General features: G+C 65.9%; 25 protein-coding genes and 1 pseudogene. 12 read left to right on the top strand and 14 right to left on the bottom strand.

What is annotated here, in order from left to right:
* Window positions 1-704: 704 nt before the first annotated feature.
* Complete coding sequence (locus DFR49_RS21475) at window positions 705-1,922, top strand: hypothetical protein (RefSeq protein WP_119037801.1); 1,218 nt, start codon at window positions 705-707, stop codon at window positions 1,920-1,922.
* Window positions 1,923-2,056: 134 nt separating this feature from the next.
* Here the strand turns inward: DFR49_RS21475 and DFR49_RS21470 are convergent, their stop codons facing one another.
* Complete coding sequence (locus tag DFR49_RS21470) at window positions 2,057-3,856, bottom strand: chloride channel protein (protein ID WP_245968696.1); 1,800 nt, start codon at window positions 3,854-3,856, stop codon at window positions 2,057-2,059.
* Window positions 3,857-3,950: 94 nt separating this feature from the next.
* Between DFR49_RS21470 and DFR49_RS21465 the strand changes: the two genes are divergently transcribed.
* Window positions 3,951-4,355 (top strand): MarR family winged helix-turn-helix transcriptional regulator, encoded by a 405-nt coding sequence (locus tag DFR49_RS21465; RefSeq protein WP_119037799.1) that lies wholly within the window; start codon window positions 3,951-3,953, stop codon window positions 4,353-4,355.
* A gap of 98 nt (window positions 4,356-4,453) precedes the next feature.
* A complete protein-coding gene (locus DFR49_RS21460; protein WP_211325970.1) occupies window positions 4,454-5,707 on the top strand; it encodes an SAM-dependent methyltransferase in 1,254 nt (417 codons plus the stop codon).
* Between the two features lie 18 nt (window positions 5,708-5,725).
* Here the strand turns inward: DFR49_RS21460 and folE are convergent, their stop codons facing one another.
* Window positions 5,726-6,373, bottom strand: a complete 648-nt coding sequence (folE, locus tag DFR49_RS21455) for a GTP cyclohydrolase I FolE (RefSeq protein ID WP_119037797.1) — start codon at window positions 6,371-6,373, stop codon at window positions 5,726-5,728.
* Window positions 6,374-6,782: 409 nt separating this feature from the next.
* Between folE and DFR49_RS21450 the strand changes: the two genes are divergently transcribed.
* Window positions 6,783-9,302, top strand: a complete 2,520-nt coding sequence (locus DFR49_RS21450; protein ID WP_119037795.1) for a glycoside hydrolase family 9 protein — start codon at window positions 6,783-6,785, stop codon at window positions 9,300-9,302.
* Here DFR49_RS21450 and DFR49_RS21445 read toward each other — a convergent pair.
* The 3 genes from DFR49_RS21445 to aceA all read right to left on the bottom strand — a co-directional run bounded on the left by DFR49_RS21445 (window position 9,299) and on the right by aceA (window position 11,632).
* Window positions 9,299-10,084 (bottom strand): SDR family NAD(P)-dependent oxidoreductase, encoded by a 786-nt coding sequence (locus DFR49_RS21445; RefSeq protein ID WP_119037793.1) that lies wholly within the window; start codon window positions 10,082-10,084, stop codon window positions 9,299-9,301. The two genes, DFR49_RS21450 and DFR49_RS21445, sit on opposite strands and share 4 nt — an antisense overlap.
* A gap of 76 nt (window positions 10,085-10,160) precedes the next feature.
* On the bottom strand, window positions 10,161-10,319 hold the full coding sequence (locus DFR49_RS22075) for a hypothetical protein (RefSeq protein WP_170151081.1): 159 nt from the start codon (window positions 10,317-10,319) through the stop codon (window positions 10,161-10,163).
* Window positions 10,320-10,354: 35 nt separating this feature from the next.
* Window positions 10,355-11,632, bottom strand: coding sequence for an isocitrate lyase (aceA, locus tag DFR49_RS21440; RefSeq protein WP_119037791.1), 1,278 nt, complete (start codon window positions 11,630-11,632; stop codon window positions 10,355-10,357).
* Between the two features lie 377 nt (window positions 11,633-12,009).
* Between aceA and DFR49_RS21435 the strand changes: the two genes are divergently transcribed.
* Window positions 12,010-13,401 (top strand): helix-turn-helix domain-containing protein, encoded by a 1,392-nt coding sequence (locus DFR49_RS21435; RefSeq protein ID WP_119037790.1) that lies wholly within the window; start codon window positions 12,010-12,012, stop codon window positions 13,399-13,401.
* 70 nt (window positions 13,402-13,471) lie between these two features.
* On the opposite strand, the gene DFR49_RS21430 is transcribed toward DFR49_RS21435, so the two are convergent.
* Window positions 13,472-13,849: a helix-turn-helix domain-containing protein gene (locus DFR49_RS21430; protein WP_119037789.1), complete on the bottom strand. Its 378-nt coding sequence runs from the start codon at window positions 13,847-13,849 to the stop codon at window positions 13,472-13,474.
* A 15-nt stretch (window positions 13,850-13,864) separates the two neighbouring features.
* Window positions 13,865-14,122: a type II toxin-antitoxin system RelE family toxin gene (locus DFR49_RS21425; protein WP_119037788.1), complete on the bottom strand. Its 258-nt coding sequence runs from the start codon at window positions 14,120-14,122 to the stop codon at window positions 13,865-13,867.
* Between the two features lie 192 nt (window positions 14,123-14,314).
* Between DFR49_RS21425 and DFR49_RS21420 the strand changes: the two genes are divergently transcribed.
* The 3 genes from DFR49_RS21420 to DFR49_RS21410 are packed head-to-tail and all read left to right on the top strand — an operon-like array spanning window position 14,315 to window position 15,595.
* The gene (locus DFR49_RS21420; protein ID WP_211325969.1) at window positions 14,315-14,641 is read left to right on the top strand and encodes an ArsR/SmtB family transcription factor; all 327 of its coding nucleotides are present in this window, start codon (window positions 14,315-14,317) and stop codon (window positions 14,639-14,641) included.
* Window positions 14,638-15,084, top strand: coding sequence for an SRPBCC family protein (locus tag DFR49_RS21415; protein ID WP_211325968.1), 447 nt, complete (start codon window positions 14,638-14,640; stop codon window positions 15,082-15,084). Before DFR49_RS21420 ends, DFR49_RS21415 begins: the two co-directional genes overlap by 4 nt.
* Window positions 15,077-15,595 (top strand): SRPBCC family protein, encoded by a 519-nt coding sequence (locus tag DFR49_RS21410; protein WP_211325967.1) that lies wholly within the window; start codon window positions 15,077-15,079, stop codon window positions 15,593-15,595. Before DFR49_RS21415 ends, DFR49_RS21410 begins: the two co-directional genes overlap by 8 nt.
* 113 nt (window positions 15,596-15,708) lie before the next feature.
* On the opposite strand, the pseudogene ypfJ reads toward DFR49_RS21410, so the two are convergent.
* Window positions 15,709-16,622: pseudogene (gene ypfJ / locus DFR49_RS21405) on the bottom strand (KPN_02809 family neutral zinc metallopeptidase).
* Between the two features lie 104 nt (window positions 16,623-16,726).
* Between ypfJ and DFR49_RS21400 the strand changes: the two are divergent.
* The gene (locus DFR49_RS21400; RefSeq protein ID WP_119037786.1) at window positions 16,727-17,884 is read left to right on the top strand and encodes a patatin-like phospholipase family protein; all 1,158 of its coding nucleotides are present in this window, start codon (window positions 16,727-16,729) and stop codon (window positions 17,882-17,884) included.
* A 93-nt stretch (window positions 17,885-17,977) separates the two neighbouring features.
* Window positions 17,978-18,760: a 3-hydroxybutyrate dehydrogenase gene (locus DFR49_RS21395; protein ID WP_119037785.1), complete on the top strand. Its 783-nt coding sequence runs from the start codon at window positions 17,978-17,980 to the stop codon at window positions 18,758-18,760.
* A gap of 221 nt (window positions 18,761-18,981) precedes the next feature.
* Here the strand turns inward: DFR49_RS21395 and DFR49_RS21390 are convergent, their stop codons facing one another.
* From DFR49_RS21390 to DFR49_RS21370, 5 genes are all read right to left on the bottom strand, one after another.
* Entirely contained in the window at window positions 18,982-19,935 is a 954-nt protein-coding gene (locus tag DFR49_RS21390) for a cation diffusion facilitator family transporter (protein WP_119037784.1), read from the bottom strand.
* Between the two features lie 203 nt (window positions 19,936-20,138).
* A complete protein-coding gene (gene recJ, locus DFR49_RS21385; RefSeq protein ID WP_119037783.1) occupies window positions 20,139-21,902 on the bottom strand; it encodes a single-stranded-DNA-specific exonuclease RecJ in 1,764 nt (587 codons plus the stop codon).
* A 181-nt stretch (window positions 21,903-22,083) separates the two neighbouring features.
* Window positions 22,084-22,764 (bottom strand): prolyl hydroxylase family protein, encoded by a 681-nt coding sequence (locus DFR49_RS21380; protein ID WP_119037782.1) that lies wholly within the window; start codon window positions 22,762-22,764, stop codon window positions 22,084-22,086.
* Window positions 22,765-22,976: 212 nt separating this feature from the next.
* Complete coding sequence (locus DFR49_RS21375) at window positions 22,977-23,894, bottom strand: RcnB family protein (RefSeq protein ID WP_119037780.1); 918 nt, start codon at window positions 23,892-23,894, stop codon at window positions 22,977-22,979.
* A gap of 121 nt (window positions 23,895-24,015) precedes the next feature.
* Window positions 24,016-24,555, bottom strand: a complete 540-nt coding sequence (locus DFR49_RS21370; protein WP_119037778.1) for a (2Fe-2S)-binding protein — start codon at window positions 24,553-24,555, stop codon at window positions 24,016-24,018.
* Window positions 24,556-24,647: 92 nt separating this feature from the next.
* Here DFR49_RS21370 and DFR49_RS21365 point away from each other — a divergent pair, with 92 nt between their 5' ends.
* Window positions 24,648-25,466: a DODA-type extradiol aromatic ring-opening family dioxygenase gene (locus DFR49_RS21365; RefSeq protein WP_119037803.1), complete on the top strand. Its 819-nt coding sequence runs from the start codon at window positions 24,648-24,650 to the stop codon at window positions 25,464-25,466.
* A 162-nt stretch (window positions 25,467-25,628) separates the two neighbouring features.
* On the opposite strand, the gene DFR49_RS21360 is transcribed toward DFR49_RS21365, so the two are convergent.
* On the bottom strand, window positions 25,629-26,387 hold the full coding sequence (locus tag DFR49_RS21360; RefSeq protein ID WP_119037776.1) for a class II aldolase/adducin family protein: 759 nt from the start codon (window positions 26,385-26,387) through the stop codon (window positions 25,629-25,631).
* Window positions 26,388-26,541: 154 nt separating this feature from the next.
* Between DFR49_RS21360 and DFR49_RS21355 the strand changes: the two genes are divergently transcribed.
* Window positions 26,542-26,763, top strand: a complete 222-nt coding sequence (locus tag DFR49_RS21355) for a hypothetical protein (RefSeq protein WP_119037774.1) — start codon at window positions 26,542-26,544, stop codon at window positions 26,761-26,763.
* Window positions 26,764-26,905: the final 142 nt, after the last annotated feature.

The raw sequence follows: 26,905 nt of genomic DNA, 5'->3' as shown, positions 1-26,905 counted from the left end.
CGAACGGTCCGCCGACATCCCGCTGCACCCCGCACACAGCACCGCCAACCCACAAACCATCGCCACGCGACGCACGCACATCAACCCTATACTCCCTTCGATGAACGGCGCACCTGCCTGCCTTCAGCCGCCCCGCTACGCGACAGCATCCCCGCCATCAACCCTGCAACTACTGCCAACGACATCGAATAGCGTCGCCAAGCTGCTCCCCGATCGCGCAACTCCGTCATAATATCGCGATACCGACGCCGAATCCGCTGAGTTCGTCTGCCTTTGACATTATATTCGGCTTTACCCATCGATCCCAGTCAACGACGAACTCCCGGAATTGAGCGAGCGCGTCAATCTGGTCATCTGCCGTCTGTCTGGAAATGCGACCACCTCGTGGCGTAACGGCTCCAGCCCCATTGCTTCGGATATGGCTTGGCGGGCTGCTCCGCGCGGTAGATCGGCAATTTGGACAACGGCTGTGTCTTTTGATTGTCCGACTTGCCGACGTTTTGGCTAAAAGCTGTCGTAGGAACCGGTTGCCGCGGGGCGACCGGGTGGTAGCCCGCTCGCTGGGGGGCCTTCCTTCCACGCAGCACGCAGCGACGATTTGTCTCAACAGGAGTGTTTCGCTATCCAGGGATGATCAAATCAAGGAGGCGTATGACGACTGAGAAGGTCTGTAGTGGCGCTCGCCAATCGGTCTTGCCGAGAGCATGATGGCCACCAAGGGGCGCGGTGTCGTGCGTGCGTTTGCCGTCACTGCGGGGGCTGCCGCGCTGGCCGTGCTGAGTTGGGCAAGCGCTAGCGATCGTGCGACTGCGCAATCAACGCATCCGGAAAAGAGTTATTTTGGAGGCACCGCTGCCGCGCGGACTGCCTTCGCAAAGTTGGCCGCCAATGATCCGCAAACGGCACTGGCGCTCGCGCGTCGTGCCGTACGAACGGCCCCCGTCGATCCGTCGAGCACTTCGGCGCTGGGCAGCGCCTTGCTCACGCTCGGCCGAACCGATGATGCCTACGCGGCATTCACCGTGGCGGGCAGTCTTGGTTGGCGCGACGTTCCGACACAGCTTTACTGGCTGGCACAGGCCGAGGCGGCAGGGGATGTCGACGTCCTCGCCCAACGGCTCGATGCGCTCCTCCGTCTCAATATCCGCAACGAGCTGATTCAAAACGCGCTACATGTTCTGGCGCGCTCGACACTCGGCCAGAACGCGCTGGCGATGCTGTTGACCAGGAATCCGCCCTGGGGTTCGAGATTCACGACGGGCACCGGCGCGCTTGAGGGGGCTGATCTCGCTGGGAGGATGGCCGCCATCGATCTCGCGGTGTCGAAGGGTGCCCGGATTGATTGCAACGATGTTGGCATCGCAGCGCGTCATTTGATCAGCAAGGATCACCCGAATGCCGCCAGGGATCTGTGGCGGCACGCCTGCGACCGGAGCGGTAATGGCCTGATCTTCAACGGCGGATTCGACACAAATCCGGGAATCGCGTCGCGCAGCCCGTTCACGTGGCAGTTGCGATCCGAGGCGGGGCTCGACGTTGCCATCCGACCCGGACCTAAGCCGCTCCACGGTGATGCCCTTAAAATTGCGTCTTCGATGACGGTCCGCACAATCGCCGCACATCAGATCATGGCGCTACTGCCGGGCAGTTACCGTCTGTCCTGGATGACGGCACTCGATGATGGGCGGCCGGACACAAGCATCAAGGTTCTCGTCTATTGTGCGGACGCCGGCTCGAAGAGCGCGGCCGAGCCCGAATTGGGAACGATGGGCGGCAACCGCGCCGCCACGGAGTTCACCGTGCCATCCGAGGGATGCCCGATCCAGACAGTGGGCATCCAGAAGGCAGCGACAGGCCTGCAAGGAGCAGAAACCGGATGGATCGACAATATTCAGATCGTCGCGATTTCATCCACTTCCTGACCCTTGTAGTATCCTGGCCGAAACGAATGAGCGAGAGCTGGCGCGGCACGAAATCAGCGTGAACTTACCTGCGGCGGGCGCACTGGTTTGTGCATGGCGTCCTAGAAAAACGCTGTTGTGCTACCGAGCCGTCTCTATTTCTTCTCGCCTCGCTTCCACGCGAGCCGCGTCTCGTGTGCGCCGCGTTCGCGCTCCTCGCGGAGCTTGCCGGCACGCGCGCTCAGCAGGTTCCGGCGTGCGATGATACCGATCAGCGCGCCCGACTGCGGATCGACGACGCAGATGCGGCCCATGTCCTCCGCGATCATCAGGTTCGCGATGTCGGTCGCGGGTGTCGCGGGGTGCACCACCGGCATCGACCCATCGGACAGCAATTCGCCCAGCGTCACGCCTTCGGCGAGGTTGGTCTGACGCCAACGGAGCGCATCGGCGCGCGAGGCGATGGCGATCGGCAGGCCTTGCGCGTCGATGACCGGATAGCTGCGATGCTGGGCCTGTTCGAAGAACCGGATCGCGTCGACGATCGGCATGTCTTCGGCGAGCGTCTCGGGCGCCGGGGTCATGATCTGATCGGCCTGCGCGATCGCCAGCGGATCGACGCTGTATTCCTGGAGGATATGCCGGCCGCGACGCGAGATCTTCTCGGTCAGGATCGAGCGCTTGAGGATCAGCACTGCAACCGCATAGGCGGCCCCTGCGGTCGCGGCGGTGGCAGGCAGCGCGTCAAAATGCCCGGTCAGTTCGACGGCGAACAAGGCGGCGGTGAGTGGCGCGCGCATCGCGGCGGCCATCACGCCCGTCATGCCGATCATTGCCCACGGGCCCGGCCCGCCGGGTAACATCAGCCCGATCAACCCGCCGAACGCGCCGCCGATGATGAGCAGCGGCGCGAGAATGCCGCCCGACGTCCCCGATCCCAGCGCGACAAGCCACACCACCGCCTTGACCGCGAGCAGCAGCAGCATCGCCTTCAACGCGAGCGAACCGTCGAGCAGGTCCTGGATGCTGTTATAGCCCGCGCCGAGCACGCGCGGTTCAATGACTCCACCGATCCCGACCACGACGGCGCCGAGCGCGGGCCACCACATCCAATGGACGGGCAGTGCGTGGAAACCGTCCTCGATACGATAGAGTGCGCTTGACAGCCCTGCCGCGACGAAGCCTGTGAGCAGCCCGGTGAGCGCTGCGAGGACAAGCGTTGTCGTGTCGATCGCGAAGCTGGCATCGAAGGGGAACAGCGGCCCCTCGCCGACGAGATAGGGGCGCCAGGCAAGCGCGGTCAGCACCGCGACCACGACGGGGACGAAGCTGCGCGGTTTCCATTCGAACAACAAGACTTCGAGCGCGAGCAGGATCGCGGCGATCGGCGTGCCGAAGATGCCTGTCATGCCCGCGGCCGCGCCCGCGACGAGCAGGGTCTTGCGTTCGGCGGCGGTCAACCGGAAGCGCTGGGCGAAGATCGATCCGATCGCGCCGCCGGTCATGATGATCGGACCTTCGGCGCCAAACGGCCCGCCGGTGCCGATCGAGATCGCCGATGACAGGGGTTTGAGGATCGCGACTTTCGAGGAGAGTTTGCTCTGGCCGTAGAGGATCGCCTCGATTGCTTCGGGGATGCCGTGGCCGCGGATCTTGTCCGATCCGAAACGTGCCATCAGGCCGATGATCACGCTGCCCACGATCGGGATCAATAGGGCGGCGACGCCCAGCGTGCTGTCGATGATCAGCGCAGGCTCGACCGAAAAGCGGCCGAACCAGGCAAGGTTGGTGACGATCGCGATCAGATGGAGCAGCAACCACGCCGACGCCGCGCCGCCGGTGCCGACCACGAGCGCCATGCCCGCGAGCAGCAGCATTCGCGTATCCGCGCTGTGGTCGGCCAGGCGGGGCACGCGTGCCACGGCAGGCGCCGCCGCGATGGACGATCGATCCATTGCCTCTTTCTTTCATCGCTCTTGAAGGAGAGGTGGGCGCTTATATCGTAATGCGAACTATAGCAAGTGGGTGCGTTCCGTGCCATCAGGCGGCATGGCCGGCGATCCGCTTTGCGACAGGGATTACGAGGCGCTCGCGACCTTCCGGTACGAGTTGCGCCGTTTCGTACGGTTCAGCGAGGAAGCCGCGATCGCCGCCGGGCTGACGCCGCAACATTATCAGGTGCTGCTCACGTTGCGCGCGTCGCCTGATGGCGCAATGCTGGTGGGGGCTCTTGCGGGCCGGCTGTTGCTGCGGCCGCACAGCACGACCGAACTGGTCAATCGGCTTGAGAAACTTGGTCTGGTCGAACGGCATCACGCGCCGGACGATCGCCGCAAGGTCCATGTCGCGATCAGCGCGCAGGGCCGCGCGGCGATCACCTCGCTCGCCGCGCACCACCGCGCCGAACTCCGGCGAATGCGGCCGATGCTCGAACGCCTGCTCGGCAGCATGTGACGGCGGGAAACCCATCGACGGGTTTCTTTGCATGTCGCGAAACGATAAAGGCGCGTTTGGTGTTCGTTCCCGCGTGGGAGCAGGCGTTGGAGGGATAATTGATTCTACTCGACCGTTTGTTTCGTTCGTTGATCCAGTCGGGCCGCCTCGAGGTGACGTGGCCGGACGGTAAGCGCTCGGTCTACCAGGGTAAGGAACCCGGCGACCGGCACAGCGCGGTTCGGATCACCGACACCCGCACGTCGTGGGCGATCTTGCGTAGTCCCTCGCTCGGCGCGGGCGAGGGGTTCATGGATGGGCGCATCGTCATCGAGGACGGCGATATCCGCCAGTTGCTCGATCTGATCATCTTCAACACCCGCTGGCAGCGTGGCAATGGCCACCGCAACCTGCTCGGCCGCCAGCGCGCGTGGCTGAAGACGATGCTGGAGCGCAACGGCGCCGGTCGCTCGGTTCGCAACGTCGCGCATCATTACGATCTTTCCGATCGGCTCTACGATCTCTTTCTCGACGCAGACCGGCAGTATAGCTGCGCGTATTGGACCGATCCGGAGCACGAGACGCTCGAACAGGCGCAAGCCGACAAGAAGGCCCATATCGCCGCCAAGTTGCTGCTCGAGCCGGGCCAACGCGTGCTCGACATCGGCTGCGGCTGGGGCGGTATGGCGCTCTACCTGAACCGTGTCGCCGATGTCGACGTGCTCGGCATCACGCTCTCCGACGAACAACTCGCGGTTGCGCGGCGACGAGCGCAGGAAGCAGGCGTGGCGGACCGGGTGCGGTTCGAAAAGATCGACTATCGCGCGCTTGACGGCACCTTCGACCGGATCGTCTCGGTGGGCATGTTCGAGCATGTCGGCCGGCCCAATTACGGTCGCTTCTTCGACGTTGTCGCCAACCGGCTGGCGCCCGACGGGGTGGCGCTGGTTCATACCATCGGCCGCGCGGGCGGCCCAGGCGAGACCGATGCATGGACCCGCAAATATATCTTCCCCGGCGGCTATTCACCGGCGCTGTCCGAGATCATGCCGCATGTGGAGTATAACCGCCTGTGGGCGACCGATATCGAGGTGTTGCGGCTCCATTATGCCTATACGCTGGAGGCGTGGTACGACCGCACCGTTGCCGCGCGCGAGCAGATCGAGGCGGTCTACGACGCGCGCTTCTATCGCATGTGGTGCTTTTATCTGGCGAGTGCGATCACCGCGTTTCGCCACAGCGATCACTGCAATTTCCAGATCCAACTCGCGCGGCAGCGCGATGCGTTGCCGATCACGCGGCGATACCTCGATCAGACTGAGGACCGCTATCGCGCGCTCGACACCGCGCCGCGCGCGCAGGCGGCCGAATAGCGTGCTCTCGATGCGGCCTTAGCGGTCGCGCCGCGGGAGCGGCAGTGTGCCCAACAATTCGCGACGCAACACCGGATCCTCGCGGAAATCGCCCAGCCAGCAATGCGTCACCAGTGATACGCCGTGCTGGTTCACGCCCCGGCTCGACATGCAGCCGTGGTGCGCCTCGATCACGACCGCGACGCCGCGCGGCTTGAGCACGTCGTCGAGCGTATGCGCGATCTGGCTGGTCAGGCGTTCCTGCAATTGGAGCCGGCGCGCATAAGCGTCGACGAGCCGCGACAGCTTCGAAATGCCGACCACGCTTGCCCCCGGTCGATAGGCGACATGCGCGACCCCGGTGATCGGTGCGAGGTGATGCTCACACGTCGACACCACCGGGATCGACCGGAGCGTGATCGTGTCATCGTAGCCGGCCGATTCGGTGAAGGTGCGCGCCAGCAGGGCGGCGGGATCGACCCCATAGCCGGCGAACCATTCGCGCCACGCGCGTGCGACGCGGGCAGGGGTTTCCAACAGGCCCTCGCGATCGGGGTTGTCGCCGGTGGCGGCGATCATCGCGCGTACCGCCTGTTCGGTCGTCGGACGGGGCGATCGATCCGCGGGCAAGCCGAAATCGCCGGTTGCGCAATTGTTCAGTGCGGTGCTGCCATCGTAGAAATCCATGCGATCCGTTCCTTCCGCTTGCACGCATTGGATGCCGTATCGGTTCGATGGTTCCCGCTCCACGACAGCCAGACGGATTGGGGAAGGCTGCGTCTGTGCAGTCGCTGCGCATCAACGCCCCGTGTCTCACAAGCCCCGACTGGGCGCGATCACGCGCCGCTCGTCTTTTGGCGTGAGTGATTCGCATCTTGCCTGGCGCAGCCTCTTTACCCCACCGACATTGCGATGATACAGGTAGCGCTACCTAAAGGGCGAACGAGATATATAAATATAATAGAATTAGATAATTAATCTCCACGATCGCGGTCTTTTGGAAGAGCGATCGGCGATTAATATATTGCGATACCAGAAAAGAAACGAGCCCGCCCACTCGATTGGTGGGCTGACGGCCACGGGAGAGAGCGACGATATGCGGCATATTCGATTCGTAGCGGCGATTGCACCGATTGCGCTTGTCCTGGCGACCGGTGTTCATGCGCAGACGAGCGATCAGCCCGCGCTCACGCTCGGCGATGCGGGATATTACGAGGCGCCGGCAGTCAACTGGCTGGTGTTCAGCAATTGGTATGACGGGCTGTTCGCCGATGCCAAGATCAGCGGCGTCGAGCTTATTCAGCAGGGCGAGCGGATCGCGACCAACGGCGACGTGCGGCTTTCGGCGACGCCGGGGCAATGGGATGCGATCGGGCGACTGGTCGATCGCAAGATCGATAGCGCGACCGGAACCGTGACGGCGACGCTGGAATATCCCGACCATCACTTCCGTTATGTGATCCGCACGGTGCCGCGCGGCGATACGCTGGAGATCAGCATCGATTTGCCGCACGCCCTGCCGCCGGATCTCGTCGGCAAGGCGGGATTCAACCTCGAATTCCTGCCGTCGGCCTATTTCCACAAGGCCTTCATGGCGGACGGCAAGCCCGGCGGTTTTCCACTGTATCCGGCGAGCGCGATGGAACCGATGCCCGAGCGCAACGCCGCAAGCGGGCGCAGCGACGGCCCGGGTGCCGAGCCGCTGCCGCTTGCCGAAGCGAGCCGCTTCGTGCTCGCGCCCGACGATCCCGCGCGCCGCGTGACGGTGCGTTCCGATGGTACGGGAATTGCGCTCTACGATGGCCGCAACCAGGCACAGAACGGCTGGTTCGTGCTGCGCTCGCTGCTGCCCGCCGGCAAGACGGGGACGGTGTTGCGCTGGACGGTCGCAGCGACGAGCGTGCCGAACTGGCTGCGCGCGCCGGTGATCGGGCATTCGCAGCTCGGCTACGTGCCGGGACAGGGCAAGATCGCGACGATCGAACTCGATCGGGGCGACACGCGGCGCCCGCCGGTGCGGCTGCTTCGGATCGGCGAGGACGGCGTGGAGCATGTGGTGAAAAGCGCAGCCGCCGCCGACGGAGGTGATTTCCTGCGATACCATTACCTGCGCTTCGATTTCAGCGAGGTGCGTGATCCCGGCGTCTATGTGCTCAGCTTCGGCGACACGCGCACCGCGCCGTTCCGCATCGCCGCCGACTTGTATGCGGACGCCTGGCATCCGACGCTCGACGTCTATTTCCCGGTCGCGATGGATCATATGTTCGTCAACGAGGCATATCGCGTCTGGCATGGCGAGGCGCATCGCGACGATGCGCGGCAGGCGCCGGTGAACCACGAGCATCTCGATCTCTACGCGCAGGGCCCGACGACCGACACGCGCTTCAAGGAGGGCGAGCATATTCCAGGGCTCAACGTCGGCGGCTGGTTCGACGCGGGCGATTTCGACATCCGCACGCAGAGCCAGTACGCGGTGGTCCGCTCGATGGTGCGTAGTTGGGAGGCGTTCGGGCTCGAGCGCGATACCACTAGCGTCAATGAGGCGACGCGACGCACCGAAATGCATGTTCCCGATGGCGCGCCCGATCTGCTCCAGCAAATCCGCCACGGCACGCTGCAACTCGTCGCGCAGTTCGATGCGGTGGGCCATGCAATCCACGGCATCGTCGCGCCCGATGTCGGCCAATATACGCATCTGGGCGATGCGGGTTCGAAGACCGATGGCAAAATCTACGATCCCGCGCTCAAACTTTATGAGGTGAAGGGCGGTCGCAGCGGGACGCCCGACGATCGCTGGGCGTTCACGAGCAAATCGTCGGCGCTCAATTACGGCTCGATCGCCGGGTTGGCGGCGGCGGCGCGGGCGCTCAAGGGATTTGACGACGCATTGGCGAGCAAGGCGCTGGGGATCGCGATGCGGACCTGGGCCGAGGAACAGGGGCACGCGCCCGATCTTTACCGCCACGGCAACACCACCGGCGGGCCGCTCGAGGCCGAGCAGTTTGCGGCGGCGGTCGAACTGCTCAAGGCGACCGGCGATGCGCGCTATGGTGAGGCGGTGACGGCGCTGTTGCCGGGGATCGCTGAGCATTTCGCGCCCAATGCGGTGACCGCGGTCGATGCGCTCGCCGATATGCCGCCATCGTATCGCGCTGCGCTGGAGCCTTTGGTGCGGGACTGGGCGGCGCAATCGGCAAAGGTCGCGGCGGCCAATCCCTATGGCGTGCCCGTCACCACCGGTGGCTGGGCGGGGAATGGGGCGGTGATGGATTACGGGCTCACCGCTTACGCGCTGCACAAGGCGTTTCCCGAGATCGTCGGGGCCGAACCCGTGTTCCGCAGCATCGACTTCCTGCTCGGCAATCATCCGGGGTCGGACATTTCGTTCGTCTCGGGGGTCGGCACGCGCTCGAAGGAAGTGGCCTATGGCAACAACCGCGCCGACTTCAGCTTCATCGCCGGCGGCGTCGTGCCGGGGGCGCTGATCATCAAGCCAGATTTCCCCGAGAACCACGAGGATTGGCCGTTCTTCTGGGGCGAGAACGAATATGTGATTCCCGAAGGCTCGGCGTTTATCGAGCTTGCCAATGCGGCTCATGATCTGGCGAGCCGCTAGCCGGAATCCTGACGTTTTTTCTGGAGAGAACCCGCGATGCGGCGGGCGAGGGCGCGGGGGGTGAAGCGGATCGCGCCGGCCATCAGCTTGTTCATCGTACCCGACACCGCGACCGCGCGGCCGGCGTCGAGCGCCTTGAGGCCGTCGCGCACAACGCGGTCGGGGGTGCTCGCGAAGTGCCGGAAGAGATCGCTGTCGGTCATGTTGGCGATGTCGGCGAATTCGGTGCGGGTCGGGCCGGGGCAGAGCGCGATGACGCGGATGTTGTGCGGCTTCATCTCCTCGTGCAGCGCTTCGGAGAAGGACAGGACGAACGCCTTGGTGGCGTAATAGACCGCCATCCACGGCCCCGGCTGAAAGGCCGCCGTCGAGGCGACGTTGAGGATCGCGCCGCGGCGCTGGGCGATCATGCCGGGCAAAACGGCGTGGGTGAGGGCGACCAGGGCGCGGCAGTTGAGATCGATCATCCGCGCCTGCACCGCGCGGTCGAGCGCCGCAAAATCGCCGCGTGCGCCGAACCCGGCATTGTTGACGAGCACGTCGATCGCCAGGTCGCGCGCCTCGAGTTCGGCGGTGAGGCGGGCGACGGCGTTTTTCTTGGCGAGATCGGCGACGATGACGTGCGCGGTGACGTTGTGGCGGCGGCCGATCAACTCGGCGAGCTGATCGAGCCGGTCGCCGCGGCGCGCGACGAGGACGAGATGATGCCCGCGCTGGGCGAGCGCCAGCGCGAAATGCGTGCCGAGCCCGGCAGATGCGCCGGTGACGAGCGCCGTGGGCATATCTCGTTTCTCCGTCACCCCAACTTTCGCCGGGGTGACGGCGTTGTCAAACGATCTCGCGTCGCCGCCACGCGGTTCAGGTCAGGCGGCCGAGCCGGTGATAGAGGTTGCTGAACTTGGTCGAGCGCGGATCGTCGGCGATCCGCTTGACGTGTTCGGCGACCGCTTCCTTGAGAAGCGCGAAATCCTCGTTCGAGAAGACGGCGCGGCTGCGTTGCGGTTCGGTGTTCGGCATCGTTTGTCTCCTTCGTTGGTGTTGCGGATCGAGGGTTACGCCGCTTCCTTGGCGAATTGGGCGGCCTCGGTCGATTCGTCGAGCGCGGTGGTCGAACTGGCGCCGCCGGCGATCGTCTGCGCGACGCGATCGAAATAGCCGGTGCCGACTTCACGCTGGTGGCGCGTCGCGGTGTAGCCCGCGGCTTCGCTGGCGAATTCGGCCTGCTGAAGCTCGGAGTAGGCGGCCATCCCCCGATCCTTATAGCCGCGCGCCAGCTCGAACATGCCGTGGTTGAGCTGGTGGAAGCCCGCGAGCGTGACGAACTGGAACTTGTACCCCATCGCGCCCAGCTCGCGCTGGAACTTGGCGATGTCATCGCGGTCGAGATTGGCCTTCCAGTTGAAGCTCGGCGAGCAATTATAGGCGAGCAGCTTGTTCGGGAACTGCTTGTGGATCGCCTCGGCGAAGCGGCGGGCATCGGCCATGTTGGGCTTCGAGGTTTCCCACCACAGCAGATCGGCGTGGGCGGCAAAGGCGAGCCCGCGCTTGATGCAATGATCGACGCCGGTGCCCTCCTTCAGGCGGAAGAAGCCCTCGGGCGTGCGCTCACCGGTGAGGAATTCGTGATCGCGTTCGTCGACGTCCGAGGTGATGAGCTTCGCGCTTTCGGCATCGGTGCGCGCGATCACCAGCGTCGGCACACCCGATACGTCGGCGGCGAGCCGCGCGGCATCGAGGTTGCGGACATGCGCTTGCGTCGGGATCAGCACCTTGCCGCCCAAATGGCCGCACTTCTTTTCCGCAGCGAGCTGGTCCTCGTAATGGACCCCTGCGGCGCCCGCGGCGATATAGGCCTTCATGATCTCGAAACAGTTGAGCGGGCCGCCGAAACCGGCCTCGGCATCGGCGACGATCGGCGCGAACCAGTCGCGCGTCGTGCCGCCTTCCTGATGCTCGATCTGGTCGGCGCGCTGGAGCGTGTTGTTGATCCGGCGGCACAAGGCGGGGCCGGCATCGGCGGGGTAGAGCGACTGATCGGGATACATCGCGCCCGCGGTGTTTGCATCGGCCGCGACCTGCCAGCCCGACAAATAGATCGCCTGCAAGCCGGCGCGCACCATCTGCATCGCCTGGTTGCCCGATAGCGCGCCGAGCGCGTGGATGTAATCCTCGCTGTGGAGCAATTCCCAAAGCCGATGCGCACCGCGCCGGGCCAGCGTGTGTTCGATCGCGACCGAGCCGCGCAGGGCGGCGACGTCGGCAGGGATGTACGGGCGCTCGATCCCGTCGAATCGGTGGGGTGGGGCGGGGACGAGATCGTCGAAGGTCATTGTCGCTTCCTTTACAAATCGTGCCGATTCGACGGCGGGACAGCGACTAAGTGGAGAAAGTGGAGACCATCGCACAGGTGGCGAGCGGCAATTTTGAGGTCATGGGGTACGAGTCCGCAGAGATACGCTTGTCGTGTTGTAAAGATATTGACACACATGAGGCATCGGGCTTTCCTGTCGTGCGAGCGTTGAGTATCTGGAACAATAGCAGAACGAAGGTGTGTAGGACATGGCCAGTATCGTTTCGCGTCATGCCGGACCTGTTCCGGCATCCAACGTTCCGCACACGCAGGGGCGGGGGTGTCAGCGGCGGGCTGGACCCCGGAACAAGTCCGGGGTGACGGGTCACGGGGCGGGCGTATCGGGAGGAAGCGTGCATGGCCGATCGTAAGCTGTTTGCCGGGCACGCGGTGCGGCGGTTGCGGCGGCAGGCGGGGGTGACGCAGGCGGCGATGGCCGAAATGCTGGCGATCAGCCCGAGCTATCTCAACCTGATCGAACGCAACCAGCGGCCGTTGTCGGCAACCTTGTTGCTGCGGCTGGCCGAGCGGTTCGATTTCGATCCGCGGGTGCTGTCAGGCGGTGAGCCGGGCGGCGGCGGCGAGGCGATACGGCGGCGGCTCGCCGATCCGATGTTCGCCGATCTCGAGGTCGATCGCGCCGAACTGGAAGAATGGCTGGCCGCCGCGCCGGGCGGCGCCGAGGCGTTTGCGCGCGCCTATGACCGGATCGGGCAGGGTGCGGCGCCGGTGGCGGCGGGCAGCGATCCGCTCGATCTGGTGCGGCGCGAGATCGAGCGCTGGCGCAACCATTTCGCCGATCTCGACGCCGCCGCCGAGCGCCTCGCGGACGACTTGCGGCTGGGCGCGGGCGATTTGTACGGCGCGGTCGCCGAGCGGCTGCGCGTCAAGCATCAGCTCTCGATCCGCATCCTGCCCGCCGATGTGATGCCCGATCGGTTGCGGCGGCTCGATCTGCACGCGCGGCAATTGCAATTGTCCGAGATGCTTGACCCGAGCGCGCGGACCTTCGCGGCGGCGGACCAGCTCGCGCAGATCGAGGCGCGCGGTGAGATCGAGGCGCTGGCGCGCGGGGCGGGGTTCGCCGATCGCACCGCCGAGCGGCTCTATCGGCGGCATCTGACGAGCTATTTCGCCGCCGCGGTGATGATGCCTTATGCCCGTTTCCTGCGCGCGTGCGAGGCGAGCGGCTATGATGTGGCGCTGCTCCAGCGGCGGTTCGGCGCGGGGTTCGAGCAGGTGGCGCATCGGCTGACGACGCTGAGCCGGGTGGGCGCGCGGGGCCTGCCCTTCTTCATGATCCGCATCGATCGCGCGGGGCAGGCATCGAAACGCTATGCGGGGGCGAGCGGCGCGGCGCTGGTCGAGGCGCCGGGGCGGTGCCCCTTGTGGCGGCTGCACCACGCGTTCGATCGGCCGGGGCGGTTGGCGGTGCAATTGGTCGAGCTGGAAGAAGGCACGCGCTGGCTGACGATCGCGCGGACGGTGACACCGCAGGGCCAGCGGCCGGGCGGGGTCGAGGCCGAATTCGCGATCGGGCTGGGGGTCGAGGCGGGGCTGGCGGCACCGCTGGCGGCGGCGCGCGGGATCGATCTGGCAGGTGAGGCCGCGCCGATCGGGCTCGGCTGCCGGGCGTGTACGCGTGCCGATTGCCCGCAGCGATCGGCGCCGCCAGCAGCGCGCGCGCTGGTGGTGAGCGAGCGTGAGCGGGGGTTGTCGGCGTTTGGGTTTGCGGGAGAGGAGGGGTGAGTTAGAGTTTGATCCACTTGCGTGGGAGCGGGCCGGTGCCGCAGCCGATTCAGCGTAGCTGAATCCGGCTCTAGTCCGTCAGCGGGTTGAGCGCGGACACGGTGATTCCGAGCGCCTCGGCGAGCGCCTTGCGCGTGGAGCGTCGTCCCTGCGCGTTCGGGCGTCTTTCGAGTGCGGCGACCCCGGTTTGAGACATACCCGCTTTCTCCGCCAGCTCGGCCTGCGACAGGCCGCGGTATCGTCGCCACGCGGCCAGAGGGGAAAGGCCGTCGTCAAGGATCATATCCACGACGGCAGCCGGGTAGCGCGCATCGTCGGCAAGAGCTTCCTCGGCAGCGCGGAGGCCATCGAGATCATCGCCGACCAGCGCCATGAGCCTGTCATATTCGGCGCGCGGGATCGTGACCAGTTCCACGCCGTCAGGGCTGGAAGATGCGATTATGTTCATGCCCAGGTCTTTCGTTTAATCATAGATACCGCCGCGAGGTCCAATGTCGATCACCAGCACCGTCATGGTGTCGGCATCCATGATAACGCGCCAGTCACCGACCCGCATCCGCACGTAACCCGAACCGCCCTTCATCGTGGTGACGTTGTTCGCCAGCGCATCCGGGGCCGCCGCATATTGCGTCACCTTGGAACGGATCAGTTTCGATGCGTTTGCAGGCATCCTCACCAGCGCCTTCAAAGCAGCCTTGGTGTAGGTGACCTCGCGTCCCATCCATTATCAATAGCATAAACTAAACGCATTACAAACGCGAAACGTGGTTATATTGTGAGGGGGGCTATGAACGCGCTTGTTGAACATAGTCGGATCCTGACGTTCGTCAGGATGAAGGCGTTTTGGCGAGTGAATACCCAAAATATCAACCAATCGGTTGACTAACTCGGCTATGTGGCCATATTCAACCATATGGTTGAACAACGACTCGATGCGACCTTTGCCGCGCTCGCCGATCCGACGCGGCGGGGGATGTTGGCGAGCCTTGCCAAGGGCGAGGCCAGCGTCGGCGAACTCGCGGCGCCTTATGCGATGAGTCTTGCGGGGGCGTCGAAACATCTCGGCGTGCTCGAACGCGCCGGGCTGGTCGAGCGGCGGCGGGTGGGGCGGCAGCATCTTTGTCGGTTGAAGGCCGAGCGGCTCGCCGAGGCCGATCGGTGGCTGAAGCAATGGGAGCGGTTCTGGACGGCGAGCCTCGATCGGCTCGAAGTCTTGCTGGCGGAAGAGAAGATCACGTGAGCGATCCGATAATCCTGACAATAAGGCGTGCATTCGCGGCCTCGCCCGAGCGCGTGTTCGATGCGTGGCTCGACCCCGCACAGGCGCGGCGCTTTCTGTTCGCGACGCCTGATGGCGAGATGGCGGCCGTGGAGATCGATGCGCGGGTCGGCGGCGACGCGTTGATCGTCGAGCGGCGGCCGGCGGGCGAGGCGGGGCATCGGCTGCGCTACGAGGCGATCGAACGGCCGCATCGGCTGGTGTTCCTGTTCGCCGCCGACCCGGCCGACGAGGGCCAATGGTCGCGGGTGACGATCGAGATCGTGGCGGAAGGCGCGGGCTGCGTGCTGACGCTGACCCATGAAATAGATGCCGTCTGGGCGGCGTATGAGGCGCGGACGCGCGAGGGCTGGACGATGATCCTCGGCGGGCTCGCGGAGCTGGTGGAGACGAGTGATGGATGATGTGGTTTCGGACGATCAGGGCGGGATGCTGCGCTTCGAGCGCGTGCTCGATGCACCCGTCGAGACGGTGTGGGCGTGGCTGACCGAGCCTGAGAAGCGCAAATTGTGGTTCGCCGACGGGCCGATGGACTTGCACGAGGGTGGGGCGGTCGAGCTGGTGTTCGATCACGATCATCTGTCCGAGGACGACGTGCCCTATCCCGAGGACGCGATCCGCTGGAAGGGCGTGACCTCGCGTGAGCGCGTGGTGACGATCGATCCGCCGCGGTTGCTCGCGATGACATGGGACGGCGGCAAGAACGGCGTCGCGCGGTTCGAGCTGACGCCTGAGGGCGCAGGGACGCGGCTGGTGCTGACGCACACCGGCATCGGCGATCCCGGCCATCGCAAGGGCACTGCGGCGGGCTGGCGTTCGCATCTCGCGGTGCTGGCCGGACGGCTTTCGGGACACCCGGTGCGCGATTTCTGGAAGCTGCATGCCGAATCGATGAAGGCGGTGTTCGGGGGATAGGTCAATCCGCCCCGTTCGCCCTGAGCCTGTCGAAGGGCCGTTCTTCTTTCCGAGCAAGAAAAAGAACGGTGCTTCGACAAGCTCAGCACGAACGGGGGAGTGTGTGTGCCGCCTCAGATCGGCCCGGTGAAGGTGTCGCATTGGGCCGGGTCGCCGGTGTCGAGGCCGTGCTTGAGCCATTGCATGCGATCGGCCGAGCTGCCGTGGGTGAAGCTATCGGGGACGACGCGGCCCTGCGCCTCGCGCTGGAGCGTGTCGTCGCCGATCGCGTTGGCCGCCGTCATGCCTTCCTCGATGTCGCCGGGATCGAGCCGCGCCCGGTTCATCGCGCCCCAGACGCCGGCATAGCAATCGGCCTGGAGTTCGAGCCGGACCGAGAGGGCGTTGCCCTGCGCGCGGCTCGAGCGGGCCATCTGCTGCTGGACCCGGCTCGACGTGCCGAGCAGATTCTGGATGTGGTGGCCGAATTCGTGCGCGATCACGTAATTCTGCGCGAAATCGCCCTTGGCGCCGAAGCGATTGTCGAGTTCGTCGAAAAAGCTCGTGTCGAGATAGATGCCTGATCGCTGGGGCAGTAGAACGGCCCCATCGCCGATTGCGCCGCGCCGCAGCCCGACTGGCCGTTGCCGGCGTAGAAGACGAGCTTGGGCGCCTGGAAACGCTCGCCGGCGCGCGCGAAGATCGCTTCCCACGTATTGTCGGCCGAACTGAACGCGTTGCACGCTGCACGACTCGCCGCGTCGGTCGCGCACGCCTGTTGCGCGGCCGAGCCGCTCGCGCCGCTGCTCGGTGCCGCGATCTGGGTGGTCGGCGCGCTGCCGCCTCCGCCGAGCATCCCGCCGAGATTGCCCAGCCCGCCGAACACCGCGAACAAGATCAGCACCACCGCGATCCCGCCGCAGCCGAAACGGCTGCCGATCAGCGGCAGGAGGCTGAACAACAGGCCGCCGCCGCCGAATCCGCCACCGCCGCCTCGGCCGCGTTGATCCTCGACATTGATGTTGGGATCGAAGTCGTCGAGCCGCATGGCGGGCGCCCCTCTTGTTGTGCCTGCGGTATGAATGCGCGGGATGCGGCCGGGTTGCAATCCATGCTTGATCTTGCTGCAACGCAGCGCCATCTCTGGCGGCAATGGCCGATGCCCCACATCCGCGCCCGCGCCGCCAGGCGAAGGCGCTGCCGCTGCCCGATCAGGTCGCGCTGGTGCTCCAGGGCGGCGGCGCGCTCGGCAGCTATCAGGCCGGGGTGATCGACGGGCTCGCCGATTCGGGGATCGAGATCGATTGGGTCGCGGGGATTTCGATCGGCGCGATCAACGCCGCGATCGTCGCGGGCAACCCGCCCTCCGCCCGTGTCGAACGATTGCATGCGTTCTGGGACAAGGTGACGAGCACGCTGCCGAGCTTTCCGATTGTTCCCAACGATCAGGTGCGCGAGTTCCTGCACGAATGGGCGGCGGGGTTCGTGCTCGCGGCCGGGGTGCCCGGGTTCTTCACGCCGCGGCCGGTGTCGCCCGCCTTCGCAGTGCCGGGCACGCCCGAGGCGCTGAGCTTCTACGATTCGGCGCCGCTCGAAAAGACGCTCGACGAGCTGGTCGACTGGGATCTGCTCAACGACGGGCCGGTGCGGCTGTCGGTGGGGGCGGTCGACGTGATGAGCGGCAATTTCCACTATTTCGATACCGCCGACACGCGGATCGATGCGCGCCATATCATGGCCTCGGGCGCGCTGCCGCCGGGGCTGCCACCGATCGAGATCGACGGGCGGCTGTGGTGGGACGGCGGGCTCGTCTCGAACACCCCGCTCGCGCATGTGCTCGACCATCAGGTCGCGGAACTGCTGGTGTTCCAGGTCGATTTGTTCGCGGCCGCGACCGATCCGCCGCACACGATCATGGACGTCGCCGCGCGCGAGAAGGAAATCCGTTTTTCGAGCCGTACCCGGCAGGTCAGCGACCAGTTGATGCGGGCGCGCAAGGACCGCGAGGCGGTGCGCAAGGTGCTCGCCAAGCTGCCGCCCGAATTGCGCGACGATCCCGATGTGATGGCGCTCGCCGCGCAAGCGGCCGAAAAGCCGGTCAACCTCGTCCACCTGATCTACCGCGCCAACGCCTGGGAAGGCGGCAGCCGCGATTTCGAATTCTCCGCGCGGACGATGCGCGAGCATTGGGATGCGGGCCACGAGGCCGTCAGCGAGACGATGGCGAACGCACGGCTGGTGGCGCAGAACATCCTCGACGGGCGCAGCGCGGCATTCGATCTGACAGACCATTTGCCGCGTTCGCCGTGAGTTCGTCGAAGGACGCATGATGCCGAGAGCCGTGCGTCGACACCCCCGGATCAAGGCCGGGACGAACGGTTTCTGATCGAGAAGGAGAAGACCATGTTCCTCAAGGGTAAGACCGCCATCGTTACCGGCTCAACGTCGGGGATCGGGCTTGCCTACGCGCAGGCGCTGGCGGCCGAGGGCGCGCAGGTGATGATCAACGGCTTCGGCGATGCGGGCGAGATCGAGAAGGAGCGCGCCGCGCTTGAGAAGACGAGCGGCAAGGCGCTGTACGATGCCGCCGACATGACCAAGCCCGATGAGATCGCGGCGATGGTCCAGCGTTGCCACGATGAACTGGGCGGGCCGGATATCGTGATCGCCAACGCCGGCATCCAGCATGTCGCCAAAATCGAGGATTTTCCGCCCGAGAAATTCGAGGCGATCATCCGCATCAACATGAGTTCGGCCTGGTATCTGTATCGTGCCGCGGTGCCGTTCATGAAGGCGAAGAAATGGGGCCGGATCATCGCCACCGCCTCGGCGCACAGCCTGGTCGCGAGCCCCAACAAGACCGCGTACGTGATGGCGAAGCATGGCATCGCGGGGCTGACCAAGACCCTCGCGCTCGAAGTCGCGACCGATGGGATCACCGTCAACTGCATCTCGCCGGGCTATGTCTGGACGCCGCTGGTCGAGCATCAGATTCCCGATACGATGGCCTCGCGCGGGCTCAGCCGCGAACAGGTGATCAACGACGTGCTGCTCGATGCGCAGCCGACCAAGGAATTCGTGACCGCCGAACAGGTGGCGGGCCTCGCCGTCTATTTGTGCCGTGACGAGGCGAAGTCGATCACGGGGACCAACCTGTCGATGGATGGGGGCTGGACCGCGGCTTGAGGCGTGTATTCCCGCGCAGGCGGGAATCCAGAATTACAGGCGGCAGCGTTTGCGACCCTGAGCTCCCGCCTTCGCGGGAGCACTGTTGTTTCGCAGGAAATCGTCACCCCGGACTTGTTCCGGGGTCCAACGAGCCTCTGGCGCTGGCGTTCGGGGAAGGTTGGATGCCGGAACAAGTCCGGCATGACGGCTGGATAGCAGTCACGGCGGGGGCACAGCCGTCAGGCCGGTGCGGGGATGACGTTTGTATTCTCGGCTTTCTCGGGGCGGATGTAGATCGACGACAGCGCCGGGATTTCCGCTTTCAACCGCGTTTCGATCTGCTCGATCAGCGTTTCGGCATCGCCCATCGTGAGCGCGTCGTCGAAATCGACGCTGATCGCGACGAAGACCTTGTCGGGCGCGGTGTGGATCGTGCGGACGTGGTTGACCGAGGATACCGAGGGGTAGGCCGCGGCGACGCGGTGGACCGCGCGGATCACGTCGTTGTCGGCGCGCTCACCGATCAGCAGGCCCTTGCTCTCGCGTGCGAGCAGCGTGGCGACCAGCGCCAGAATGATACCGATGACGATCGAGGCGATGCCGTCGAGGCGGGGATCGTTGAAATAATGGCTCGCCCACACGCCGATGGCGGCGACGACCAGCCCCGCGAGCGCGGCCGAATCCTCGAACAGAACGATGAAATTGGCGGGATCCTTGGAATGGCGAATCGCCGGCCACCAGCGCATCCGCCCCTTACTCGCGGCAAATTCGCGCAGCGCGAGATACCAGGAGGTGCCTTCCATCAGAAAAGCGACGCCGAGGACGATGTAGTTGAGCGTCGCGCTGGTCATCTCCTCTGGCTCGACGAAGTGCAGCCAGCCTTCGTAGATCGACACGCCCGCGCCGACCGCGAAGATCAGGATCGCGACGACGAACGACCAGAAATAAAGCTCGCGGCCGTAGCCGAAGGGGTGGTCGTGATCGGCGGGCCTCTTGGCGCGGTGCTTGCCGTAGAGCAGCAGCATCTGGTTGCCGCTGTCGACCACCGAATGGACGCCCTCGGTGAGCATCGACGACGAGCCCGAGATGCCGGCGGCGATGAACTTCGCGACCGCGATGCCCAGATTCGCCGCCAGCGCCGCGACCAGCACGAGGTTGGATTGCTTGCCCGGCGGCTTGGGGGTGTCAGCCATTGCGCCTGTGGTGCCCGAGAATGAGGTGCGAGGAAAGCGGTAGCCGCTAGGAGTCCGTTTGAGAAATCGCGAAAGAGCGATTTCAGAGGCGGCACCGGCCCGCTCCCCCACCCGGCCACCCATAGCATAATCGCATTGGGTGGCCGGGTGGGGGAGCGGGCCGGTGCCGCAATGCGCCCGAAGGCGCATTCTCAAACAGATTCTCAGTCCGCCCAGGCGGCGTCGTCGATATGGAGTTCGCACGCCGGGCGCGTGCCCCAATCGTCGATCTTGACGCGGCCCGCGAGCCACAAGCGGCGATGCGGCGGCGCGCCGAGCAGGGCCTGGCCGAGCGCGGTCTCGGCCTGGCGGAAGGCGACCGCCTTGAGGCTGCCGCCGTCGTCGCCCGACACGATCGCGCGAACATGGCCGTTGCCGACCACATTGGCCTTGATGATGCGCACCGGCCCCGCCGCGACGCGCGGGGCGGGCCAGCCCATGCCGTAAGGGCCGCCGCCGTCGAACGCGGTGACGAGATCGATCGTCAGCCCACGCGGCGCGAGCAGCGCGTCGAGCAGCAGCGCGCGTTCGCCGAGTGCGCGCGTCACCGCGTCGGCGAGGCGGTCTTCGAGGAAATCGGCGAAGGCGTCGGCCTTGTCAGCCTCGATCGTCAGCCCGGCGGCCATTGCGTGCCCGCCGCCGGCCACCAGCAGCCCCGACTCCTTCGCCGCGAGCACCGCCGCGCCGAGATCGACCCCGGTGATCGACCGGCCCGAGCCCTTGCCGACGCCATTCTCGTCGAGCGCGATCACGATCGCGGGGCGGCCGGTCTTTTCCTTGAGGCGCCCCGCGACGATCCCGATCACACCCGGATGCCAGCCCTGCCCGGCGATCACCGCCACCGCGCGATTGCCCTTGGCGGCGGCGATCGCCTCGGCGGCCTGCTGCACCTCGGCCTCGATCGCGCGGCGTTCCTCGTTGAGCATATCGAGTTCGGTGGCGATCCGGCGCGCCTCGTCGGCGTCGCGCGTGGTGAGCAGGCGCACGCCCAGATCAGAGCGGCCGACGCGGCCGCCCGCATTGATCCGCGGGCCGAGCGCGAAGCCGAGGTCGCTCGCGGTCGGCGCGCGGGTGAGGCGCGACGCCTCGATCAGCGCGTTGAGGCCGATGTTGCGGCGCTTGGCCATCACCTTGAGGCCTTGCGCGACGAACGCGCGGTTGAGACCCTTCAGTTGCGCGACATCGGCGACAGTGCCGAGCGCGACGATATCGAGCAGGTCGAGCAGGCGCGGTTCGGGCCGGTCGGCGAAGAAGCCGCGTGCGCGCAGCGTTCGGATCAGCGCCGCGCCGAGCAGGAAGGCGACCCCGACCGCGGCGAGATGGCCGTGTGCGGCACCCTCGGTCTCATCAAGGCGGTTGGGGTTGACCAGCGCGTGCGCCACGGGAAGCGCGGCGGCGCATTTGTGGTGATCGACCACGATCACGTCGACGCCCGCGTCGTTCGCCATCGCGAGCGCCTCGAACGCCTGCGCGCCGCAATCGACGGTGACGATCAGCGAGGCGCCCGCCTGCGCGAGCCGCACCAGCGCCTCGCCCGAGGGGCCATAGCCTTCCATCAACCGGTCGGGGATATAGGGCGCGGCCTCGATGCCGAGATCGCGCAGCAGCAGGATCATCAGCGCGGCCGACGTCGCGCCGTCGACATCGTAATCGCCGAAGATCGCGATGTTCTCAGCCTGCTGCACCGCATCGGCGAGGCGCGTCGCGGCGCGATCCATGTCGCGGAGGATCGACGGATCGGGCATGAAGCCGCGGATGCTCGGCGCCTTGTGCGCGTCGATCGCGTCGCGCGGGCAGCCGCGCGCGAGCAGCAATTGGGTCACCAGATCGTCGGGCGCGTAGCCGGGATCGCGCGCATCGGCGGCAAGCGACCGCCAGTGCCACGGCTGACCGAGGATCGACGCGGCGATGTTGAGAACGGGGGTCACGTTAGCGGGGGTAGAGGATTGCGGGGGGAGTTCAAAGGGGGGCATTGCCCTGTTCGTCATGCCGGACTTGTTCCGGCATCCAAGGCGGTACCGGGCGAATCGTTTTTTGGACGAGCGACATCGCCTGGGTTCTCGTTGGACCCCGGAACCAGTCCGGGGTGACGGGCTATGGTGCTTTTGCCTACATCCCCGCCTGTGCGAGCCAGCTCGCCTCGCGAAACCATTTGGTGATGATGTATTTCACGCCCTTTTCGACCGGCATGCCTTCGTGCAGCGTCATCTCGTTGGGGGTGCCGTCGGGCTTCATGTTGTTCCACGCGAGCAGCAGCCCGCGTTTGGGCGCGACGCGGATGCCCGCGGTGGGGAACCAGGTGGCGCCGCCTTCGGCGACATCGTTCAGATAGATCATCGCGGTCCAGGTGCGCTGGCCGCCCTCGTTCTTCATCCGCTGCCAGTAATATTCGCTTTCGTGGAAATAATCGTGGTGCGCGCGGAAGTGCTGGCCGGGGGCGTAGCGCTGGCCCTGCATCGTCTCGCCGTTTTCGTGGGTGATACCGAGCAGATCGGCAATGGCTTCGTCGATCGGGCGGACGTCGGGCGACCAGCGGCTCATGTCGCAGCTTTCCGAGGTACGGAAGCCGTCGTCGGCCTGTTCCGAAAGCAGCGTCGAGGGGCGTCGATCGGCGTCGATCATCCGGATCATCGCGTCGCATTGCGTGCGATCGAGGAAATTTGGGTGATAATAGAACTGGATGCCGTCGACCGTCGCTTTGGTGACCTCGGCATTGGCCTCGAGCCGGGCGGACACCGTGGCGCTGAAGCGCTTGCGCGCCGGAACCCTGGGTTTGAGCAATCCGAACATGCCGGCTAGATTGCGTGCGCGATCACGAAAGACAAGGCCCGGCGGGTTGTTTGGAATGCGCCTTGCGGCGCAGGCGGCACCGGCCCGCTCCCCCACCCGGCCACCCATAGGATACTGGCGTTGGGTGGCCGGATGGGGGAGCGGGCCGGTGCCGCTTAGGAAATCGCCCTTCCGCGATTTCCCAAACAGACTCTGTGCGCCCTGGCCGGGTCTCACCAGAAAATATCGTAGACCACGTCAACGACTTCGCCGGTGTCGATATCCACGAGCAGCGCGTCGTTGTAATAGCGCACCCAGCGATACGGGCCGTAAGCCGGCGGCAGGCGGTAATAATAAGGATCGTTGATCCAATAGCCCGATCCGAACAGCAGCGAGTTCAGCCGGAAACCGACCGAGAAGCGGCGATAGCCATAATCCCAACCGTGCGGCGCATAATAGCGCGGCAGGCGATAGGTCGCGCGGTTGCGGACGCGATAATCGCGCCAATCGTAACGGCGATCGTCGCGCCAGCGGCGATTGAACGCGGCGCGATCGTGGAAGCGATCATTGCTGCGCGCGTGATCGTTCCAGTCGGCGCGGTTGCGGACCCAGCGGTTGGTGCGGTCGCCTCGATCGCCGCGATCCCACCGGTGGCCGCGATCATTGCGGTCGCCCCGGTTCCAGCGATCGGCCCGGCTGTCGCGATCGCCTCGGTTCCACTGATGATTGCGATCGCCGCGGCCGGCGCGATTGGCGTGATCGCGGCCACCTCGATCGCCGCGATTCCACTGACGGCCACGATCGACGCGATCGGGGCGCTGCTGCTGCCAATTGCCGGCGCGCGGCCTATCGGGGCGGCGCTGCGCCGTCGCGCCAGCAGGGCGATCCGGGCGGGCGCGATATTCGGGGCGCGTGCGGTTGGGATCGACGCGCTGGATGGGGCGCGTGGCGCGACGCTGGCCATCAGGCCGGGTGGCACGCGCCGGTGCGCGGCTTTCGGGGCGATGCGCAGGGCGGGGGGTCGCTGCCGGGCGCGCGGGTCGCTCGATCCGCGCGCTGCGATCGTGATTGCCGCGATCATGGCGCTGTGCATCGGCCGCGACCGGCATCAGTACCGTCGAGAGCAAGGCTGCAAGAAGGGTCAAACGCATGGTGGGTTCTCCACAGGCTGGCACGATGCCCGCCCGATCATGGATCAACCGTGCCACCGCACCGGTGACCCGATCCTGAATTGGCGTGTCAGCTTTGGGAAAGGATCGGGCGGACGATGCGTCAGTTCGGGGGAGTGAGGGCAGGCACGCTGCGCGCGGCCTCGGCTGGATCGATCCCCGGCCGCGCGCCGGCGTTGATCGTCTCATCGCCGCTGAGCACGCGGCCCGCGCGCTGGATCGCGGCGACGAGCCGGGGGTAGACGCCGCAGCGGCAGATATTGGTGATCGCGGCCTCGATCTCGGCGTCGGAAGGGGCTGCGTTCTTCTTGAGCAGCACCGACGCGGCCATGATGATGCCGGGGATGCAGAAGCCGCATTGCGGCACGTTGGCGTCGATGAAGGCGAGTTGGAGCGGATGATCGCGTTCGCGCGCCAGCCCCTCGATCGTGGTGACGAACGCGCCTTCGATCTCGCCGATCGTCACCTGGCACGCGCGCACCGCCGTGCCGTCGACATCGACCGTGCATGCGCCGCAATCGCCCGTGCCGCACCCGTATTTGGCGCCGGTGAGGTTGGAAGCGTCGCGCAAGGCCCAGAGCAACGGTGTCTCGGGCGCCATCCGGTATTCGACCGGCTGGTTGTTGACGGTGAAACGGGTCATGGCGTCCTTCTGGCACACCCGAGGCAAAGCGGAAACGGCGTGTTTCCGATTGGGGCGTTGTGCCGGTCGGCTCGGCGCCCGATCTCCCGGCCATGACACTTCCTACCCTGTTCATTCCGCACGGCGGCGGCCCCTGCTTCTTCATGGACCCGGCGGGCGGGCCGCCCGACCCGGTGTGGCAACCGATGCAAACCTATCTCGCCGGGCTGATCGCCGGCCTGCCCGAACGGCCGCGCGCGATCCTGCTCGTCTCGGGTCATTGGGAGACGGCACGGCCGAGCGTGCATCTGGGCGCGCATCCAGCGCTGCTCTACGATTATTACGGCTTCCCCGAGCATACCTATCGGCTGCGCTGGGATGCGCCCGGCGCGCCCGATCTTGGGCGGCGGGTGGCGGCCCTGCTCGCAGCGGCGGAGATCGAGAGCGACGAGGAGCGCGAGCGCGGTTGGGATCACGGCGTGTTCGTGCCGATGAAGGTCATGGCGCCCGAGGCGGAGATACCGCTGCTGCAACTCTCGCTGCGCGCCGACCTTGATCCCGCCGCGCATATCGCGATCGGCCGTGCGCTGGCGCCGCTGCGCGACGAGGGCGTGCTGATCGTCGGATCGGGGATGAGCTTCCACAACCTGCGCGCGCGTGGCCCGGCGGTGACCCCCGTGGCGCGCGAATGGGATGCGGCGCTGACCGCCGCCGTCACCGATCCCGACCCCGACGCGCGCGCCCGGCGCGTGATCGCCTGGGACACGCTGCCCCACGCCCGCTTCGCGCATCCGCGCGAGGAGCATCTGCTGCCGCTGATGGTGGCGCTGGGTGCAGGCGGTGACGATCCGGCGCGGCTCGATTTCACCGGCGAGGTGCTCGGCTGGCAGGTCTCCGCCTATCGTTTTGGGGGTATGTTTCCGTTAGACTGAAACAGCGCGGCACCGGCCCGCTCCCCCACCCCACCTCCCATTCAGTATACTGCCGTTGGGAGGTGGGGTGAGGTGTAACCCCACAAAGTAATACTTTGTGGGGACCCCGTGGGGGAGCGGGCCGGTGCCGCTTCCACGCCAGTGGAATAAACCTCGGAATCGTCAGTTGCGCCAGTTCGTATCGACCTTGTCGACGAGGCGGACCATCGCGTCGAAATCGGCCTTGCCCGCGCCGCCGGGGATCTGGACCTTGAACAGATCGCGCTGGTGGACCGCGACGACCTCGGGCGGGACCTCGAGCGGTGTGCCCATCGAGGCGGTGGCGACCTGGATTTCGCACGCGCGCTGCAACGACCAGTGCTTGATGAACGCCTCGGGCAGTGTACGTCCCATCACGAGGATACCGTGGTTCTTGAGGAACATCACGCGCTTGTCGCCGAGATTGTCGATCAGCCGCGCGCCTTCCTCCGCGCGGACGGTGACGCCCTCGAAATCGTGATAGGCGATCTGGCCGGCGAAGTTGCACGCGTAGAAATTGGTGGGCCGGAGACCGCCTTCGACCGACGACACCGCCATCCCGGCGGTGGTGTGCGTGTGCATGATGCAATGCGCGTCCGGAAGGTTGCGGTGGAACACGGCATGCTGGGTGAACCCGGCGAGATTGACCGGGAAGGGTGAGTCGTCGAGCTTGTTGCCGTCGATGTCGATCTTGACGAGGTTGGAAGCGGTGACTTCGGAGAAATGCAGCCCGAACGGGTTGATGAGGAACGCGCCGTCCTCGCCGGGCACCTTCAACGTGATGTGGTTGTAGATCATCTCGGACCAGCCGAGCATGTCGAACACCCGGTAGCAGGCCGCGAGCTGCTGGCGCGCCTCCCATTCGGCGTCGCTCACCTGCGTGTTGCGGATTGCCGTTGCCATTGGGCCTCTCCTTCAAGGTGTCCTTTACGGGCAGGTATCGCATGGCAGACAGGGGCGGGCAATGTTCGGGCGGTCATGCAGGGTCGCAAACCGTGCTCGCCGTGTGCGCGGGCCCGTGCTATTCCGTTTGCGCCTTCTTCGGGAGTTTGATCGGATGACTGACGGCCATCAAATCGTCATGCGGCGCTCGATGATCCTCTGGATCGGGACGGCGCTTCTCATCGCGTTCAATGTGTTTGCCGCCAGCCAGCACAGCGTGGCGTTGACCTATGCCGCGCTTGCCGCGACCGGGGCGTTCGCGCTCTTCGGCATCGGCTTCGGCATCTGGGCCGCGCATATGGTGACGAGGCAGCCCATGTCGGGACCAAACACCTAGGGCGCTGGTTGGAAAGGCCCCGGTCTTCGCCTGGGTGTATTCGGTTCAGAACGCGGCGATACCGGTGATGGCGCGGCCGAGGATGAGGGCGTGGACGTCGTGGGCGCCTTCGTAGGTGTTGACCGTCTCGAGGTTCATGACA

This window comes from Hephaestia caeni (genome assembly GCF_003550065.1).
Lineage (GTDB): Bacteria > Pseudomonadota > Alphaproteobacteria > Sphingomonadales > Sphingomonadaceae > Sphingomonas > Sphingomonas caeni_A.
The sequence above is the reverse complement of the archived record's forward strand: the minus strand, read 5'-3'. Positions and strand labels throughout refer to the sequence as shown.